A 17,823-nucleotide genomic window follows, 5' to 3' on the forward strand; every position below is an offset into this window, starting at 1 on the left:
GTCCATCGCGAGCAAGCTCGCTCCTACAATCGGCATTATGGCTTGCCCGCGAAGCTTTTGACTTTAAGTAAGGAAACCCAATGACCCTCAGCACCCCGCTTTCCGGCGTCAATCAGCCCTTCAAGGGGATCATGCTGATCGTTGTCGCGACCTTTCTGTTTTCCAGCCATGACGCGTTGTCGAAATATCTTTCAGGGTTCTACCCGATCATCATGGTGGTCTGGGCCCGATACCTGGTTCACACCTTGTTGATGGCCGGGATTTTTCTGCCGCAATCCGGGCTGAGTGTCCTGCGCACCAGACGGCCGTTACTGCAGTTGCTCAGGTCGTTGTGCCTGCTGGGCACCAGTTTGTTTTTCACCACCGGTCTGCAGTACATCCCGTTGGCCGAAGCCACGGCAGTCAACTTTCTTGCCCCGGTCCTGGTGACCGCGCTGTCGGTGCCGCTGTTAGGCGAGCGCGTCACCCGGGGCCAATGGATCGCGGTGATTTGCGGATTTATCGGCGTAGTGATCATTGTCCACCCCGGCGGCGACCTGTTCACGCCAGCCGTGTTGTTGCCGCTCTGCTCGGCATTGTTTTTCTGCTTCTATCAATTGCTCACCCGCAAACTCAGCAAGATCGACAGCCCGACCACCAGCAACTTCTTCGCCGGCCTGTGCAACACCTTGGTGATGAGCGCGCTGGTGCCGTTCTTCTGGCAAGTGCCCAGCTTTGGGCACGGTTTGATGATGGTGGCACTGGGGGCTTGCGGGATGACGGCGCACCTGTTTTTGACCCAGGCTTTCCGTCACGCCGCACCCGCACTGCTGGCGCCGTTCGGCTATTGTCAGATTGTCTTTGCCGGTTTGCTGGGCTGGTTGCTGTTTGCCCACACGCCGACCCTGACCACTGTGGTCGGGATCGCGGTGATTTGCTGCAGCGGGTTGGCGGCGGCCTGGCAACAAAGCCGTCGATGAAACGGTGAGCGACCTGTGTAGGAGCGAGCTTGCTCGCGATGGACTTGAGAACGCTGCGGGGTGTCAGGCTTGCAGCGTTATCGTTGACGACCATCGCGAGCAAGCTCGCTCCTACAAGGGGGCGTCGGGGTATCAGTCGATGACGGTAGGAATCTTGCGCGGTGCCATGAAGTACATCCAGATCAGCGCGATGAAGTACATCGCCGGAATCAGGGTGAACAGCACCGTGTAATTGTTGTTGGTAACGGTCAGGATGTGGCCGACCAACTGGGTCATGAACATCCCGCCGATGGCGGCGCACATGCCGCCGAAACCGAACACCGTACTCATCATGTGCTTGGGCGTGTAGTCCATCACCAGGCTCCAGATGTTCGCCGTCCAGGCCTGGTGCGCACCGATGGCCAGGGAAATGGCGGCCACGGCAACCCACAGATTGCTCGAACCTGCCGCCATGACCACGCCGATGATGCAGCAGGCGAACAGGAACATGGACAGCAGTCGCGCCTTGATCGCGTTCATTCCGCGGCCGATCAGGAACGAGGACAGGATCCCGCCGCCGACGCTGCCGAAGTCGGCCGTCAGGTAGATGATGATCAGCGGAATACCCATCTGGGTCACGTTGATCCCCAGGTTGTATTGCTGATTGAGGAACGGTGGCAGCCAGTAGAGGTAGAACCAGAACACCGGCGCGGTCATCGAGTAGGCGAGGGCGAAGGCCCAGGTGCCACGCATGCGCAGGATTGTCGAGAACGGCACGCGGGTCTGCTCGGGTTCGACTTCGTTCTGGATGTAGTCCAGTTCCGATTGTTTAACGCTTGGGTGATCCTCCGGGTTGAAGTACTTCAAGCCCCAGAACAGCAACCAGATCCCGCCCAGTGACGCCATACACAGGAACGCGGCCTGCCAGCCCCACACGTGGAGGATCAGCGGCAGCAGCATCGGCGTGAACATCGCACCGACGTTGGTGCCGGCATTGAAGATGCCGGTGGCCACGGCACGTTCGCCGGCCGGGAACCACAACCGCGTGGTTTTCACGCAGGCCGGGTAGTTGGCGGCTTCGGTCAGGCCCAGGATGAAGCGGCAGACCATGAAACCGACCGCCGATGTGGCCAGGCCGTGGGCACCCGTGGCCAGGCTCCAGAGCAATACCGCGCAGAAGAACACGCGTTTCACGCCGACCCGGTCGATCAACCGGCCTTGCAGCACGAAGCCGATGGCGTAGCCGACCTGGAACCAGAAGTTGATGTTGGCGTAGTCCATCGCCGTCCAGCTCATTTCCTTGGCCAGGATCGGCTGCATCACGCCCAGTGCGGCGCGGTCGATGTAGTTCAGGGTGGTGGCGAAAAACACCAGCGCCAGCATGCCCCAACGGGTTTTGCCGACCGCCATGGCGCCGCGGATCTTGTCGCCGATGCCGCCGGCGGTACCGATGGCCGGAGCCATGCGTGAACTCTGAGAAGGAATCATCTGTGCCATCCGTTCAATGACTGACAAGCGAAGCTCGTCGGGACTTCAAGGGCGCGTGATCAATCGGTGGCGATAGACGCGGGGCGATTGATCGGCTGCGGTGCTTTGGTCTGTTGACGAAAGCGCGTTATTCAGCGAGCGGCACGTTTCGGCCTGAGGCACGAGACGTTCGGATGGACGCCAGGCAGGGCGTGTGGGAATTCGAGCGAGGGGGCAAGGCGTTGAATGAGTGCATGAGCGTATACCCGTTTTTTGAAATTTTTATGTGGTGTTCAGGGTCTTTTGATTACTGAGACCGGGTTCATGCCCGGACTCGATGTGATGCCGATGTTGCGCATTGGGCAAAAAATCGTCAATTCGCTAACAGCCATTGTGTTCGATAATCGCACGCAATACTAACTGGGTAGTACACTTTAAATTGCTGTGTGGGATCGTGCAGCCAATAATTCACTGTAGGAGCCCGGCTTGCCGGCGATGGCGGCCGAACGATCGCCATCGCCGGTAAAGCGCTCCTACAGAAAGCGAGTGATGCCTCTAACAAAATAGTCTCCACCACCGGGAGTCGAAATATGCAGCGTTCCATTGCCACCGTGTCCTTGAGCGGTACCCTGCCGGAAAAACTCGAAGCCATTGCCGCCGCCGGTTTTGATGGTGTGGAGATTTTCGAGAACGACCTTCTCTACTACGACGGGAGCCCGCGGGAAATCAGGCAGATGTGCGCCGATCTGGGGATCGCCATCACCCTGTTTCAACCCTTCCGGGACTTCGAAGGCTGCCGCCGCGACCGTCTGCCACGTAACCTGGAACGGGCCGAGCGCAAGTTCGACCTGATGCAGGAGCTGGGTACCGACCTGGTGCTGGTGTGCAGCAACGCCTCGGCCGACGCCATCGGTGATGAGCAGATTCTCGTCGACGACTTGCGCCTGCTGGCTGAACACGCGGGCGCCCGTGGCCTGCGGATCGGTTACGAAGCGTTGGCCTGGGGCCGGCATGTGAACACTTGGCAACAAGTGTGGAACATCGTCCGTCAGGCGGATCACCCGAATCTGGGTGTGTTGCTGGACAGCTTTCACACGCTGTCGCTCAAAGGCGATCCGAGCGCCATCGCCGACATTCCCGGCGACAAGATTTTCTTTGTGCAAATGGCCGACGCACCGATCCTGGCCATGGACGTGCTGGAGTGGAGCCGGCATTTCCGGTGTTTCCCGGGCCAGGGCGAATTCGATTTGCCGGGCTTCCTCGCACCGATCATCAAGAGTGGCTACACCGGGCCGTTGTCGCTGGAGATCTTCAACGATGGTTTTCGTGCGGCACCGCCCCGGGCCAACGCCGCCGACGGTCTGCGTTCCTTGCTGTACCTGGAGGAGAAAACCCGCGAGCGTCTGGCGCAGGAAGCCAACCCCCCGGCCAATCTCGATATCCTGTTCGAGACACCCGAGGCCAGCCAATACAACGGCATCGAATTTCTCGAGTTCGCCGTGGACGAAAGCCTTGGCGCCAAGCTATCCCATTGGCTGGAGCGACTCGGTTTCGTCAAGGCCGGGCAACACCGCTCCAAGAGTGTGAGCCTGATGCGCCAGGGCGATATCAACCTGATCCTCAACTCCGAGCCTTATTCGTTCGCCCACAGCTTCTTTGAAGCGCATGGACCCTCGCTGTGCGCCACCGCGGTGCGCGTCAAGGACAGCGCCAGCGCGTTGGCCCGGGCCGTGGCCTACAAAGGTCAGCCGTATCGCGGACTGGTCGGCCCCAATGAACTGGAGCTGGCCGCCGTCCGCGCGCCGGACGGGAGTCTGATTTATCTGGTAGACCAGGATGCCGACGTTTATGGCACCGATTTCAATCTGCAGCCAACAGCCGTGGCCAGTGGCGGTCTCAAGCGCATCGACCACATGGCCATGGCGTTGCCGGCCGACAGCCTCGACAGTTGGGTGCTGTTCTACAAGAGCCTGCTGGATTTCGAAGCGGATGATGAAGTGGTGCTGCCCGACCCGTATGGCCTGGTGAAGAGCCGGGCGTTGCGCAGCCGCTGCAGCTCGATCCGCTTGCCGCTGAATATTTCCGAGAACCGCAATACCGCGATTTCACACGCGCTGTCGAGTTATCGCGGCTCGGGCGTGCATCACATCGCTTTTGATTGCGACGATATCTTTGCCGAGGTCAGTCGTGCGAAGGAGGCAGGCGTACCGCTGCTGGATATCCCGCTCAATTATTACGATGACCTGGCGGCGCGCTTCGATTTCGACGACGAGTTCCTCAGCGAGCTGGCGTATTACAACGTGCTTTACGATCGCGATGCCCAGGGCGGTGAGCTGTTCCATGTGTACACCGAACCGTTTGAAGGACGGTTCTTCTTTGAAATCATCCAGCGCAAGAATGGCTACGCCGGTTACGGTGCGGCCAACGTGGCGGTGCGGCTGGCAGCCATGGCCAAGTCGCGCAGTGGTGCCATCCGTCAGGCAAAGTTGTAGGAAATTCGTAAACTTGGGGTTAAACCGCTGCCGCGCGGCTTCCTTCACTGTGCGGCGCGGCCCATAATCGCCAGCCTGTGCAGTGATGGCCGTGAGCCCGCAATGACAATAACTTCAGAACTCTCAGCAGCGCCCGACGAACCAATTGCAGAGCCTCGCAAGAGTCGCAAGAACAACCCGGAAAAGACCCGCGAGAACATTCTGCAAGAAGCCATTGCAGAGTTCGTCCAGCAGGGGCTTTCCGGCGCTCGCGTCGATGCGATCGCCGAGCGTATCCACACCTCCAAGCGCATGATCTATTACTACTTCGGCAGTAAGGAACAGCTCTACGTCGAGGTGTTGGAAAAACTCTACGGCGATATCCGCAGCACCGAAAGCCGTCTGCACCTGGCTGAACTGGCGCCGGTGGAAGCGATTCGGCGACTGGTCGAGTTCACTTTCGATCACCATGACCGCAACGTCGATTTCGTGCGTATCGTCTGCATCGAGAACATTCACAACGCCGACTATGTGAAGCGCTCCGATGCGATCAAGGCGATGAACAACACCATCCTCGACTCACTGGGCGAGATCTTGCGTCGCGGGGCCGAGGAAGGCGTGTTCCGTGCAGGGCTCGAGCCGTTGGATGTGCATTTGCTGATCAGTTCGTTCTGCTTCTATCGCGTATCGAACCGCCATACCTTCGGTGAGATTTTTCAGATCGACTTGCCGGACGAAAACATCAAGCAGCGTCATCGGGAGATGATCTGCGAGTCGGTTTTGAGATATCTGCAGGCCTGACGCCTTCGCGGGCAAGTCGGGTCGCCGCATCGCTCGCTCCTACAGGGGCAACATGGAACCTGTAGGAGCGAGGCTTGCCCGCGAAGCTTTTTAGCCATTCATGCTCTGAAAATGCGCGAGCATCCGCTGCGCATCCGGCACGATGCCGCTGAACAGTTCAAACGCCTTCACCGCCTGAAACACCGCCATGTTGCCGCCATCCAGTGTCCGGCAACCCAAGGCGCGGGCGTTGCGCAACAGTTCGGTTTCCAACGGAAAATAAACGATCTCCGCCACCCACAGCGCACCTCGCATCATCTCTACAGGCACCGGCGTGCCCGGCAGTTTTTTCATGCCCATGGGCGTGGTGTTCACCAGGCCGTCGGCCTCGGCCAGGGTGCCCTGCAGATCATGCCCGGCGACCGCGCGGCCAGCGCCGAAGTGTTGATTGAGGTTGTTCGCCAGCGACTGCGCGCGGCGGGTATCCACATCAAAAATGCTGAGCAGCTGTACGCCTTCGCTCAATAACGCATGGGCCACCGCTGCGCCTGCGCCCCCTGCGCCCATTTGCACCACGCGTTCAAGGGCTACGCCCTGCAGGCCACGGCGAAAACCTTCGGCAAAACCCAGGCAGTCGGTGTTGTGGCCAATACGTTTACCATCCTTGAGTACCACGGTGTTGACGGCGCCGATACCGCGGGCTTCCGGCGACAGCTCGTCGAGCAGCGGGATGATGGTCTGTTTGCACGGAAACGTGATGTTCAGACCGGTGAAGTTCATGCGCTCGGCTGCCAACAACAGGTCGGGCAAGGCACTGCTGTCGAGTTTCAGCGGCTCGAGATCGATCAGGCGATAGAGGTAGCGCACACCCTGGGCATCGCCTTCATGCTCGTGCAGTGCCGGGGTGCGGGAAGCCTGGATGCCGGCGCCGATCAGTCCGGCCAGTACGGTAGTGTTCTGGTTCATGGCGTTCACCCCTTCAAACGCAGGCTGAAATGTTCCAGCGCCAGGCGATAACCGTGGCTGCCGAAACCGGCCATGACTGCGGTGGCAATGGCTGAAACGAAGCTGTGGTGGCGGAATGGCTCGCGGGCATGGACGTTGGAGAGGTGGACTTCGATCACCGGCAGCTCGCTGGCGACCAAGGCATCGCGGATCGCCACCGAGGTGTGGGTCCAGGCCGCCGGGTTGATGACGATTCCAGCGCAACGGCCGCGGGCGGCGTGAATCCAGTCCAGCAGTTCGCCTTCATGATTGGTCTGGCGAAACTCCACCGCCAGACCGAACTCTTCGGCGGCCCGTGCGCACAATGCCGAAACATCGGCCAGGGTTTCGTGACCGTATGTCGCCGGTTCACGGGTACCGAGCAGGTTCAGGTTGGGGCCGTTGAGCACCAGGACGATAGGGGGCATCGCGTGTCTCCACTTATTATTTTTGGAATCGGCCGAGGGTTCCGGCCTGTGGAGATAAAATGTACTGAATGGTTAATTTGGTCAATTGCAGAGACAGCGACTGCGGTTTTTGTGTGCGGTGATCGAACATTGGAAAGATCGTGGGGTGTTCGGGATTGAAGTCTGGCGCAAAACCTGTAGGAGCTGGCTTGCCAGCGAAAGCGGTGGGTCAGTCAACATATTTATCGCTGAACGGACGCCTTCGCTGGCAACCCAGCTCCTACAGGAGAACGCATTCCAAATGTGGAGCTGCCGCAGGCTGCGATCTTTTCAGCGCGGAAGATGCTCGACCAGAAAATCGATGAAAGCCCTCAATCGCAGCGGCACATGACGACTTTGCGGATAAAGCAGGGTGAATGGGCGCGAACGTCCGCCATAAGGCTTGAGCACTTCCACCAGCGAACCCTCGGCCAATTCGTTTTCGACGATGAAGCGATAAGTCTGAAACAGCCCCGCCCCATGTTTGGCCAGGGTCACGCCTCCGAGCACGTCGTCGGAACAACTGAGGCTGCCTTCGGCAAGCATCTCGCGCTGCACGCCATTGTCGTTGAACAACCAGGCAATGCGCCGGCCGCTGCTGGGCAGTTCGTACTGAATGCATTCATGCTGCGCAAGGTCGTCCAGGGTTTGCGGAGTGCCGGTACGTTTCAGGTAGTCGGGACTGGCGATCATCACCAACGCTGCATCTTCCAGGTGCCTGGCGATGAGGCCGGAATCCGGAATCGCCCGTACGCGGATGGCCATGTCATAGCCTTCACCAACAAAATCGATATTGCGATTGCTGATGTGCGACTCGACCTTCACCGCCGGAAAGCGCTCCCGAAACGCCGGCAGCAGCGGCAGGATGCGGTGATGGGCATACGTGGTGGGGATACTGATGCGCAAGGTGCCGGAAGGCTCCTGCTGCTGGCCCATGACCTCGCGCTGGGCCTCGACCAGTTGCGCCAGCGCCTGGCGACACTCTTCGTAGTACCGCCGGCCACTGTCGGTCAGTTTTACGCTGCGGGTGGTGCGTGCGAACAGCCGCACGCCCAGGCGTTCTTCCATGCGCGACACCGATCGGCTCACGGCTGCCGGCGTCACGCCGGCCACCAGCGCGGCAGCGGTGAAGCTACCGGCCTCGGCGGCCAGGCAAAACAGCTCGATGCTGCCCAGTTGAAGATCGTCGAATAGTCGCTGCATGATTGATTACACCAGGGATCAAATGGAGTGGCTGATTCTGTATTTATCAAATTCCGCCACACAAATACAGGCGTCTCGACTGGCAGCCCGGCTCGGGCAAATCGGCACTTTGAGCGCCCACAAAAAAGCCGTCGTGACGACGGCTGATTCGTAGGCGGCAACTGCGATCAACGACGGGTCAACAACACCCCGGATTCCATGTGATGGGTCCACGGAAATTGATCGAACATCGCACAGCGAGTGATGCGATGGGTATCGTGCAGTTGGGCGATGTTGGCCGCCAGCGTTTGCGGATTGCAGGAAATGTACAGAATGTTGTCAAAGCGCCGGGTCAGTTCGCAGGTGTCCGGATCCATGCCCGCGCGGGGCGGGTCGACGAAGACGCTACCGAACTCGTAGCTCTTCAGGTCGATGCCGTGCAGGCGACGGAACGGGCGCACTTCGTTCAACGCCTCGGTCAGCTCCTCGGCGGACAGGCGCACCAGGGTGACGTTATCCACCGCGTTATCGCTGAGATTGCTCAGTGCCGCATTGACCGAAGACTTGCTGATTTCGGTGGCCAGCACCTTACGCACACGAGTCGCGAGCGGCAGGGTGAAGTTGCCGTTGCCGCAATACAGCTCCAGCAAATCGTCAGTTCGATCACCCAGCGCGTCATAAGCCCAGTTGAGCATCTTCTGGTTCACCGTGCCGTTGGGCTGGGTAAACGCACCTTCCGGCTGGCGGTAGCTGAACGTGCGGCCACCGACCTCCAGTTTCTCGATCACGTAATCATGACCGATGACTTCGCGCTTGCCCTTGGAGCGGCCGATGACGCTGACATTCAGCTCGGCTGCCAGTTTCGAGGCGGCTGCGTGCCAATGCTCGTCCAGCGGACGGTGGTAGCACAGCGTGATCATTGCATCGCCGGCCAGGGTGGTCAGGAACTCCACCTGGAACAGCTTGTGACTCAGCGCCGCACTGCCTTGCCAGGCCGCTTTGAGCTGCGGCATCAACTGATTGATGCGCAGGCTGGCGATCGGAAATTCTTCGATCAGGATCGGTGTGCGTTTGTCTTCCTGGGAAAACATTGCGTAATGGCGCTCGCCGCCTTCGCGCCACAGGCGAAATTCTGCGCGCAGGCGAAAGTTCTGCAGCGGCGAGTCGAACACGGCAGGTTCTGGCGCATCGAACGGGGCCAGGAGATCACGCAGGCGCGTGACCTTTTCTTCGAGTTGAACGGCGTAAGCCTGGGTATCAAAAGTCATGCGTTGAACCAACCCAATTTGATCACGAACAGAATCGACAGGATCACCAGCGCCGAATTCAATTCACGGCCGCGACCGGACAGCAGTTTGATCGCGGTCCAGGAAATGAAACCGAAGGCGATGCCATTGGCGATGGAATAAGTGAATGGCATGGCCAGGGCGGTGACCACGACCGGTGCGGCAACGGTAATGTCGTCCCAGTCTATTTCGGCCAGGCCGGATGTCATCAGTACCGCGACGAACAGCAGGGCAGGTGCCGTGGCGAACGCCGGAACGCTGGCGGCCAATGGCGAGAAAAACAACGCCAGCAGGAACAGGATCGCAACCACGACAGCGGTCAGGCCGGTGCGGCCACCGGCACTCACGCCAGCGGCGGATTCGATGTAGCTGGTCGTCGTTGAAGTCCCCAGCAAGGAACCGGCCATGGCCGCGGTACTGTCGGCGATCAGGGCGCGGCCCATTTTTGGCATGTGGCCATCCTTGCCCATCAGGCCGGCGCGCTTGGCCACACCGATCAGGGTGCCGGAGTTATCGAACAGATCGACGAACAGGAACGCGAAAATCACACTGACCAGACCGATGTCCAGTGCGCCTTTGATGTCCAGTTGCAGGAAGGTCGGCGCCAGCGACGGTGGCATCGACATGACGCCGCCGAACGGGGTAAAGCCCATCGCGATAGAGGTGATGGTCACCGCCAGGATGCCGATCAGTACGGCGCCGCGAACCTTCAGGGCTTCGAGGGCGACGATCAGGGCAAAGCCCAGGGTGGCGAGGATCGGTGCCGGTTGCTTGAGGTCGCCGAGGCCGAGCATGGTCGCCGGGTTGCTGACGACGATGCCGGCGTTGTGCAGGGCGATCAGCGCCAGGAACAGGCCGATACCGGCGGCAATGGCCGAACGCAGGGGCAACGGGATACTGTTGACGATCCATTCACGGATACGGAAGATCGAGAGCAGGAAGAACATCACCGCCGAGATGAACACCGCACCCAACGCCACTTGCCAGGTGTGCCCCATGTTCAGGACCACGGTATAGGTGAAGAAGGCGTTCAAGCCCATGCCCGGCGCGAGGGCGATCGGGTAGTTGGCGATCAGGCCCATCACGGTGGAACCGAAGGCGGCTGCCAGGCAGGTCGCGACGAACACCGCGCCTTTGTCCATGCCGGTCTCGCCAAGGATGCTCGGGTTGACGAACAGAATGTAGGCCATGGCCAAAAAGGTCGTGAGGCCCGCCAGAATCTCGGTCCGCACGTTGGTGTCATGTGCCTTGAGTTGAAACAGCCTTTCCAGCATGTCTGCTCCCCGTGGCGCGCCAGGCGCCGTGAATGTATCGACTTCAACAGCAAAGCACAGACCACCGCAGGCGCCCGATAATTTGCTGTAGGTCGGAAAAAGCCGCGCATCATACCAGCAGAGTGGGGTTATGACTGCTTATGGCTGCGATCGTCGTCGAAGTTTTGCGTTAAAGCCAAGTGAGCCATACTGCGCGCTGGTTTGGGGGGGCTTATGTATTGCATGAGAAAAGGGCTGGTTGTCGGATCCGTACTATTGATGGCCCTGTTTGCGGGGGCGCAAATCGCCTTGGCTGCCTCGGCGCCGCCGTTGAGTCAGGTGAAAGTGCTCAAGGTCGAGTCACCGGGCTGTGGTTTTGAAGACATTGCACAGGGACAGGAGCAGACACGCTGCAATCACAGCGGCGCGAACATCCGGGTCTACGTGCTGGAAGTCGGCTACGGTCGTGGCGCGCATGTCGGGCTGGACGGCTTTGCGGTGAACGGCACCCGGACCCCGATCTGTGCGTTTGATAATGGCAACCTGACCGAATGCACCGTAGGGAAAAAAACGGTCGGCTATTTGTATGTCTTCGATCTGGCAGGCAAACAGGAGGGTACGTTCACCTTCAGCAATACCTCGATCAACGCCCCGGGCAACACCCTGTCGACGCAGCTTTACATCAAGTAGCGCCAGGCTCGAACGAGAGCCGGGAAAGCTGACTACGCTTTAAAGATCATTCAGCGGACTGCACCCATGACCTCAAGAGCACTGATTACCCTCGCCGAGGGCATCGATGACCTGCAAACAGTGACCCTGATCGATGTGCTGCGCCGTGCCAACGTCGAAGTGGTGGTGGCCAGCATCGAGGGGCGGCGCATGCTCACCTGTGCCCGTGGCACCCGAGTGACCTCCGATGCGATGCTGGTGGACTTGCTGGCCCAGCCGTTCGATCTGATCGTGCTCCCGGGTGGGGCCGTGGGAGCGCAACATCTGGCGGCGCATCAACCCTTGCAACAATTGGTCAAGGACCAGGCGGCGGCCGGACGCCTGTTCGCCGGCATCGCCGAGGCCCCGGCGCTCGCACTGCAAACCTTCGGCGTCCTGCGCCAAAGGCGTATGACCTGCCTGCCATCGGCCAGCCATCAACTGTCGGGTTGCAACTTCGTCGACCAGCCAGTGGTGGTCGACGGCAACTGCATCACCGCCCAGGGCTCGGGTGGCGCGCTTGAGTTTGCGCTGACGCTGGTGGAACAACTCTGCGGCAAAGCCACGCGCACGGCGGTGTCGGGGGCGTTGGTGGTCTAGCGGTTGTCAGGCGTGGACGGCAATGGGTTGGATCGCCGGTTGCTCACGATGCTCGGCTTGCCAGAGATCGTAATCGGTTTGGACCCCTAGCCACATGCGCGCCTTGCCAATCCCGGCCCGCTCCAGACGTACGGCCAGATCCGGACTGATCGGCGCGTGGCCATGCAATACCCGTGATAAATGCGGACGCGCAAACCCCAAGTGCCGGGCCAGCTCTGTGACGCTGATGCCCAGCTCGGGCAGTATATCTGTCAATAGTGTTTCGCCAGGGTGTGGCGGGTTGTGCATAGGCATGTCCTGCCTCCTGTCAGTGGTAGTCCAGATAGTCGACCAGCTCGATATCCGAACCTGAAAAACGAAAAATAACGCGCCAGTTTCCTGAAACGCTCAGGGACCAGTATTGCGCTAACTCTCCCCTGAGCGGGTGTAATCGCCATCCGGGCAGGTCGAGATCGCCAGGTGCCTGTGCGCGGTCCATGAATTGCAGCATTCGAGACAGGCGTTTCGCGTGATCTGAGCGAATGCCACGAGTCGAACCTGTTTCATAATTGCACCTGATCGGCAAATTTGTGCATCGGGTGGTATTCAGGTATTTCCTGCGCCCATCAATTCCCTTGAACACTCTCACCTTCCCCGAAGTCGTACCCCATATGACGGCGGTTTGCGAAAACGCCGCGAACGTACGACCAACCGTGAGGTGTTTATGAGCGCGACCACTCCCGACGCTGCGCAGCCGTCATTCGCCCGTCTCCCGCTGGATCTGACCCTCAATGGTCAGCACCGTCAGCTCGAGGTCCTGCCCTGGACCACATTGCTCGACTTGCTGCGTGAGCAACTGGACCTGGTTGGCACAAAAAAAGGCTGCGACCACGGCCAATGTGGCGCCTGCACGGTGCTGTTCAATGGCAAGCGAGTCAACGCCTGCCTGACGCTGGCAGTGATGTGCGATGGTGCCGAGCTGGTCACGGTCGAAGGCCTGGCCGACGGCGATGACCTGCATCCGATGCAGCGCGCCTTCATCAAGCATGATGCCTTTCAATGCGGATATTGCACGCCAGGGCAGATTTGCTCCGCAGTGGGACTGGCTAATGAAGGGCGGGCGCAGACCTGCGAGCAGATCAAGGAAGGGATGAGCGGTAACCTCTGCCGCTGTGGCGCCTACAACAACATCCGCGATGCCATCGAAGAGGCGCTTCCCGCTTGCCGCCAGGGTGTCGGTCAAGGAGGTGGCCTATGAACCCTTTCCACTACAGCAAGCCGGATTCGGTGCAGGATGCCGTGCATCTCGCAGGTCCCGCTTCGCGTTTCATTGCAGGCGGGACCAATCTGCTGGACCTGATGAAAGAAAACGTTACCCGTCCCGAGCGCCTGATCGATATCACTGGCCTGCCCCTGCGTGAAGTCGACGAAACGGCCCAGGGTGGATTGATGATCGGCGCCCTGGTCAGCAACGCCGACCTGGCCTGGCACCCCTTGATCGAGCAGCGTTACCCGCTGTTGTCCCAGGCCATCCTGGCGGGCGCCTCGCCGCAATTGCGCAATATGGCAAGCGCTGGCGGCAATTTGTTGCAACGCACCCGTTGTTATTATTTTTATGACGCCAGCGTGCCGTGCAATAAACGTGAGCCCGGCAGCGGTTGCCCGGCTCGGGACGGTCTGAATCGAATCCACGCCATCTTTGGCGCCAGTGCGCAGTGTGTCGCCACGCATCCATCGGACATGTGCGTGGCCCTGGCTGCGCTGGAGGCGGTGGTCCATGTGCAGGGTCGTGGCGGTGTGCGCAGCATCGAATTTGCCGATTTTCACCGTTTGCCCGGCGAGGCTCCGGAACGTGACAACCAACTGGCCGACGATGAGCTGATCACGGCCATTGAACTGCCCGCTGCCGGTTTCGCCGAGCACAGTCATTACCTGAAGATCCGCGATCGCGCGTCCTATGCCTTTGCACTGGTCTCGGTGGCCGCGGCGCTCGAGATGACCGGGTCCGTCATACATGAAGCGCGGCTGGTCCTGGGTGGCGTGGCGCACAAGCCCTGGCGCGACAAGGCCGTCGAAAGCTGGCTGACGGGCAAGGCGCCCAGCCGTGAAACCTTCACCGTCGCCGCCGATACCCTGCTGCAAAACGCCGAACCGCTCGAACACAACGCGTTTAAAGTCAAACTGGCGCGGCGGGCCATTGTCCGCGCCCTGAGCGATGCCGCGCGGGGAGGGCAGCTTGATGAATAATTTCACACAGCCCATGGGCCAGCCGCTGGATCGGGTCGACGGCCAACTGAAAGTGACCGGTCAGGCACGTTATGCCGGCGAGTTTCCCGAGGAAGGCCTGCTTCACGGCAGCGTCGTTTCCAGCACCATCGCCAGGGGGCGGGTAGTGCGGGTTGATGCATCGAAGGCATTGGCGCTGCCTGGTGTCATCGCGGTCATCGATCACACGAACCGGCCGAAAATCGCCAGTTACGACGAGCCCTACGAGGATGCCGACTCGGCCGAAGGGTCGCCGTTCCGCCCCTTGTACAACGACCGGGTGCTGTACAGCGGCCAACCGCTGGCGCTGGTGGTCGCCGATAACCTTGAACTGGCGCGCCACGCCGGTTCACTGGTGGTGATCGAATACGAAACCGAAGCGCATCAGACCGATCTGCTAGAGCTGCAAGGCGAAGCCCGCGAGGCCCCCGCCGAACTGCCCAAACCCCGTGGGCATTTTCAGAAGGAATTTGCCGGCGCGGCCATCAGCCTCGACCTGAACTACAGCACGCCGATCGAACATCACAACCCGATGGAGCCGCACGCCAGCACAGTCCTGTATCAGGCCGATGGCAGTCTGCATATCCACGACAAGACCCAGGGCACGCAAAACTGTCAGTCCTATGTGCAAAAGGTCTTTGGACTGGAGAAACAGCAAGTCAGAATTTTCGCGGCTTATGTCGGTGGCGCGTTCGGCTCGGGCTTGCGTCCGCAATATCAACTCGTACTGGCGGTCATGGCGGCGCTGTCGCTCCAGCGCTCGGTACGTGTGACGCTGACACGGCAGCAGATGTTCACTTTCGGCTACCGACCCCGCACGTTGCAGCGCCTGCAAATAGGGGCGGCGGCCAATGGTCGTCTGCTGGCGGTCGCCCATACCGCCATCGGCCAGACCTCCAGATTCGAAGATTTCACCGAGCATGTGGTGGAGTGGAGCGGCATGCTCTATCACTGTGACAACGTGCAGCTGACCTACAAACTACTGCCGCTGGATGTGTTCACGCCCTTGGACATGCGCGCCCCGGGAGCGGCGCTGGGGCTGATCGGCCTGGAGTGTGCCATGGATGAATTGGCTTGCGCCCTGGCGATCGATCCCTTGCAATTGCGCCTCATCAACTACGCCGAGCGCAATCAGAACGAAGACAAGCCGTATTCCAGCAAAGAACTGCGCGAGTGTTATGCCCAGGGCGCCAAGCGTTTCGGCTGGGAGCAGCGCAATCCCGAACCCCGCAGCATGCGCCAGGGCCGGCAGCTGGTGGGCTGGGGCATGGCCGGTGGCGTCTGGGAGGCCATGCAACAGAAGGCCAGTGCCAAAGCCAGCCTCGATCACCATGGCAAACTGACAGTCAGCAGCGCAACGACAGACATCGGCACCGGCACCTACACCGTGATGACGCAAATCGCCGCGCAGGCGTCAGGCGTTTCGATGAAGGATGTCACCTTTATCCTTGGCGACTCCTCATTACCCACTGCGCCGTTGCAGGGAGGATCGTTCACAGTCTCGTCAGTGGGCACTGCGGTGCAGCAAGCCTGCGAAGCTTTAAAGGAAAAATTGCTCGCCGTCGCCCGGCAGACGTCGGCGGCGTTCGCTGGAGTAACCGCTGAACAGGCCGTTTTCGAAGATGGGCAATTGACCTTCGGCGAGGCGCGGGTGGCATTGGCCGACCTGGCCCGGAACAGCGGGGAAGAGGCGATCGAGGTTCAGGTGGACGCCGAACCCGACAAGAAACGCGAAGCCTATGCCACCGCGACTCACTCGGCGGTGTTCGTCGAGGTACTGGTCGACGAAGACCTGGGCGTCGTCAAGGTCAACCGGGTCGTCAGTGCAATCGCCGCAGGCCGGGTGGTCAATCCGAAAATGGCTCGCAGCCAGATCCTTGGCGGCGTTGTCTGGGGCATCGGCATGGCGTTGCACGAAGAGACACAAACCGACCACGCGCTGGGCCGCCACATGAACCACAGCCTGGCCGAGTATCACATCCCGGTAAACGCCGACATCGGCGATATTGACCTACTGTTTGTCGAAGAACACGACGAGATCGTCAACGCCCTGGGTTCCAAGGGCGTCGGCGAAATCGGCGTCGTCGGGGTGGCGGCAGCCGTGGCCAATGCCATTTATCACGCCACCGGCATACGGGTGCGGGATTTCCCGATCACCCTGGACAAGCTGCTTTAGGCCCGGGCTTCTTCCACCGGCACGTGCATGCGGTCGCGATTGGCCAGGGTCGGGAACAGTTTGATCCAGACCCCGGTCACCACCAGCGTGCCGATGCCGCCCATGACCACCGCCGGCACCGTGCCGAACCAATGGGCGGTCAGGCCGGATTCAAACTCGCCCAACTGGTTCGAGGCTCCGATGAACAGGCCGTTCACGGCGCTGACCCGGCCGCGCATTTCGTCGGGGGTTTCCAGTTGCACGAAGGAGGCACGGATCACCATGCTGATCATGTCCGCTGCGCCCAACACCACCAGGACCGCGAGGGAAAACCAGAAGGAGGTCGACAGGCCGAAGGCAATAGTCGCCACGCCGAACACGCCGACGGCGGTGAACATCACTCGCCCGACCTTGCGATCCACGGAGAACCGCGCCAGCCAGAGCGACATCAGCAACGCCCCCACCGCCGGGGCCGAACGCAACAGGCCCAGGCCCCAAGGGCCCGTCAACAGAATGTCCTTGGCGAACACGGGCAGCAACGCGGTCGCGCCGCCGAGCAGGACCGCAAACAGATCCAGGGAAATCGCCCCGAGGATATCCGGACGGCTACGAATGAAGCGGATGCCTGCCAGCAACGAATCCAGGGTGGCCTTGCCCTTGTTCAGCGGTGTCTGCCGGCCGGGCAGGTTGAGCATCAGCGCACAGGCGATGATGTAGAGGATCACGGTCGGGCCATACACCCAGACACTGCCGAAGGCGTAGAGCAAGCCGCCGAGGGCCGGGGCGACGATGGTCGCCGATTGTTGGGCTGACTGGGCGGCGGCGACGGCGCGCGGGAACAGTGCACTGGGCACGATGCTCGGCAGCAGGGCCTGGGTGGTCGGCATTTCGAAAGAGCGTGCGGCACCCAGCAGGAACGCGAGGATGAAGATCATTTCCCGGGTGACATGGTCGGTCGCACTGCCGATGGCCAGTGACAGGGCTATCAGGGCTTGCAGGGATTGGCAGATCGCCGCGACCTTGCGCCGGTCATAACGGTCCGCGACATGCCCGGTGTGCAGCATGAACAGCACCCGCGGGGCAAATTCCACCAGACCGACCAGGCCCAGGTCGAGCACATTGCCGGTCAACTGATACAGGTTCCAGCCGATGGCCACGGTGAGCATCTGAAAGCCGCTGGCGGTAAAGACCCGAGCCAGCCAGAACGCGATGAAAGGGCGGTGATGACGTAACAGCAAGGGGGCTTGGCTGGGCATCGGAGGGCAAATCTGAACAGAGGGAAGGGTGAGATTATCACCAACCTGTAACC

Annotated in this window: 17 protein-coding genes; 8 read left to right on the forward strand and 9 right to left on the reverse strand. The window is 60.6% G+C overall.

The features are described 5' to 3' along the window. The first annotated feature begins 80 nt into the window (after positions 1–80). Complete coding sequence (locus BZ163_RS33005) at positions 81–959, forward strand: DMT family transporter (protein ID WP_128874442.1); 879 nt, start codon at positions 81–83, stop codon at positions 957–959. Positions 960–1,091: 132 nt separating this feature from the next. On the opposite strand, the gene BZ163_RS33015 is transcribed toward BZ163_RS33005, so the two are convergent. Further along, entirely contained in the window at positions 1,092–2,426 is a 1,335-nt protein-coding gene (locus tag BZ163_RS33015; protein ID WP_128874443.1) for an MFS transporter, read from the reverse strand. Positions 2,427–2,995: 569 nt separating this feature from the next. Here BZ163_RS33015 and quiC point away from each other — a divergent pair. Beyond that, the gene (quiC, locus tag BZ163_RS33020; RefSeq protein WP_128874444.1) at positions 2,996–4,897 is read left to right on the forward strand and encodes a 3-dehydroshikimate dehydratase QuiC; all 1,902 of its coding nucleotides are present in this window, start codon (positions 2,996–2,998) and stop codon (positions 4,895–4,897) included. Positions 4,898–4,999: 102 nt separating this feature from the next. Beyond that, positions 5,000–5,677, forward strand: coding sequence for a TetR family transcriptional regulator (locus tag BZ163_RS33025; protein ID WP_128874445.1), 678 nt, complete (start codon positions 5,000–5,002; stop codon positions 5,675–5,677). A gap of 90 nt (positions 5,678–5,767) precedes the next feature. Here the strand turns inward: BZ163_RS33025 and BZ163_RS33030 are convergent, their stop codons facing one another. The 5 genes from BZ163_RS33030 to BZ163_RS33050 form a co-directional block, all read right to left on the reverse strand. Next, entirely contained in the window at positions 5,768–6,622 is an 855-nt protein-coding gene (locus BZ163_RS33030) for a shikimate dehydrogenase (RefSeq protein WP_128874446.1), read from the reverse strand. Between the two features lie 5 nt (positions 6,623–6,627). Further along, complete coding sequence (aroQ, locus tag BZ163_RS33035) at positions 6,628–7,068, reverse strand: type II 3-dehydroquinate dehydratase (protein WP_064675777.1); 441 nt, start codon at positions 7,066–7,068, stop codon at positions 6,628–6,630. A 309-nt stretch (positions 7,069–7,377) separates the two neighbouring features. After that, positions 7,378–8,289, reverse strand: coding sequence for a LysR family transcriptional regulator (locus BZ163_RS33040; protein ID WP_128874447.1), 912 nt, complete (start codon positions 8,287–8,289; stop codon positions 7,378–7,380). Positions 8,290–8,456: 167 nt separating this feature from the next. Continuing rightward, entirely contained in the window at positions 8,457–9,536 is a 1,080-nt protein-coding gene (gene trmA, locus BZ163_RS33045) for a tRNA (uridine(54)-C5)-methyltransferase TrmA (RefSeq protein ID WP_128874448.1), read from the reverse strand. Further along, positions 9,533–10,828, reverse strand: a complete 1,296-nt coding sequence (locus BZ163_RS33050; RefSeq protein ID WP_128874449.1) for an NCS2 family permease — start codon at positions 10,826–10,828, stop codon at positions 9,533–9,535. Before BZ163_RS33050 ends, trmA begins: the two co-directional genes overlap by 4 nt. A 222-nt stretch (positions 10,829–11,050) precedes the next feature. Between BZ163_RS33050 and BZ163_RS33055 the strand changes: the two genes are divergently transcribed. Beyond that, a complete protein-coding gene (locus tag BZ163_RS33055; protein WP_128874450.1) occupies positions 11,051–11,497 on the forward strand; it encodes a DUF4879 domain-containing protein in 447 nt (148 codons plus the stop codon). Positions 11,498–11,563: 66 nt separating this feature from the next. Then, positions 11,564–12,115 carry a DJ-1 family glyoxalase III gene (locus BZ163_RS33060; RefSeq protein WP_128874451.1) on the forward strand — a complete coding sequence of 184 codons (552 nt, stop codon included), beginning with the start codon at positions 11,564–11,566 and terminating at the stop codon, positions 12,113–12,115. Between the two features lie 6 nt (positions 12,116–12,121). Here the strand turns inward: BZ163_RS33060 and BZ163_RS33065 are convergent, their stop codons facing one another. Then, entirely contained in the window at positions 12,122–12,409 is a 288-nt protein-coding gene (locus BZ163_RS33065) for a HigA family addiction module antitoxin (protein WP_128874452.1), read from the reverse strand. A gap of 13 nt (positions 12,410–12,422) precedes the next feature. Then, positions 12,423–12,680 carry a type II toxin-antitoxin system RelE/ParE family toxin gene (locus BZ163_RS33070; protein ID WP_128874490.1) on the reverse strand — a complete coding sequence of 86 codons (258 nt, stop codon included), beginning with the start codon at positions 12,678–12,680 and terminating at the stop codon, positions 12,423–12,425. Between the two features lie 138 nt (positions 12,681–12,818). On the opposite strand from BZ163_RS33070, the gene BZ163_RS33075 reads away from it, so the two are divergent. The 3 genes from BZ163_RS33075 to BZ163_RS33085 are packed head-to-tail and all read left to right on the forward strand — an operon-like array spanning position 12,819 to position 16,535. Continuing rightward, complete coding sequence (locus BZ163_RS33075; RefSeq protein WP_128874453.1) at positions 12,819–13,352, forward strand: (2Fe-2S)-binding protein; 534 nt, start codon at positions 12,819–12,821, stop codon at positions 13,350–13,352. Then, entirely contained in the window at positions 13,349–14,341 is a 993-nt protein-coding gene (locus BZ163_RS33080) for a xanthine dehydrogenase family protein subunit M (protein ID WP_128874454.1), read from the forward strand. Before BZ163_RS33075 ends, BZ163_RS33080 begins: the two co-directional genes overlap by 4 nt. Continuing rightward, positions 14,334–16,535 (forward strand): xanthine dehydrogenase family protein molybdopterin-binding subunit, encoded by a 2,202-nt coding sequence (locus BZ163_RS33085; protein WP_128874455.1) that lies wholly within the window; start codon positions 14,334–14,336, stop codon positions 16,533–16,535. Before BZ163_RS33080 ends, BZ163_RS33085 begins: the two co-directional genes overlap by 8 nt. On the opposite strand, the gene BZ163_RS33090 is transcribed toward BZ163_RS33085, so the two are convergent. Continuing rightward, positions 16,532–17,770 (reverse strand): MFS transporter, encoded by a 1,239-nt coding sequence (locus BZ163_RS33090; protein WP_128874456.1) that lies wholly within the window; start codon positions 17,768–17,770, stop codon positions 16,532–16,534. The genes BZ163_RS33085 and BZ163_RS33090 overlap by 4 nt on opposite strands. Positions 17,771–17,823: the final 53 nt, after the last annotated feature.

Source organism: Pseudomonas sp. VI4.1, from assembly GCF_002029345.1.
Lineage (GTDB): Bacteria > Pseudomonadota > Gammaproteobacteria > Pseudomonadales > Pseudomonadaceae > Aquipseudomonas.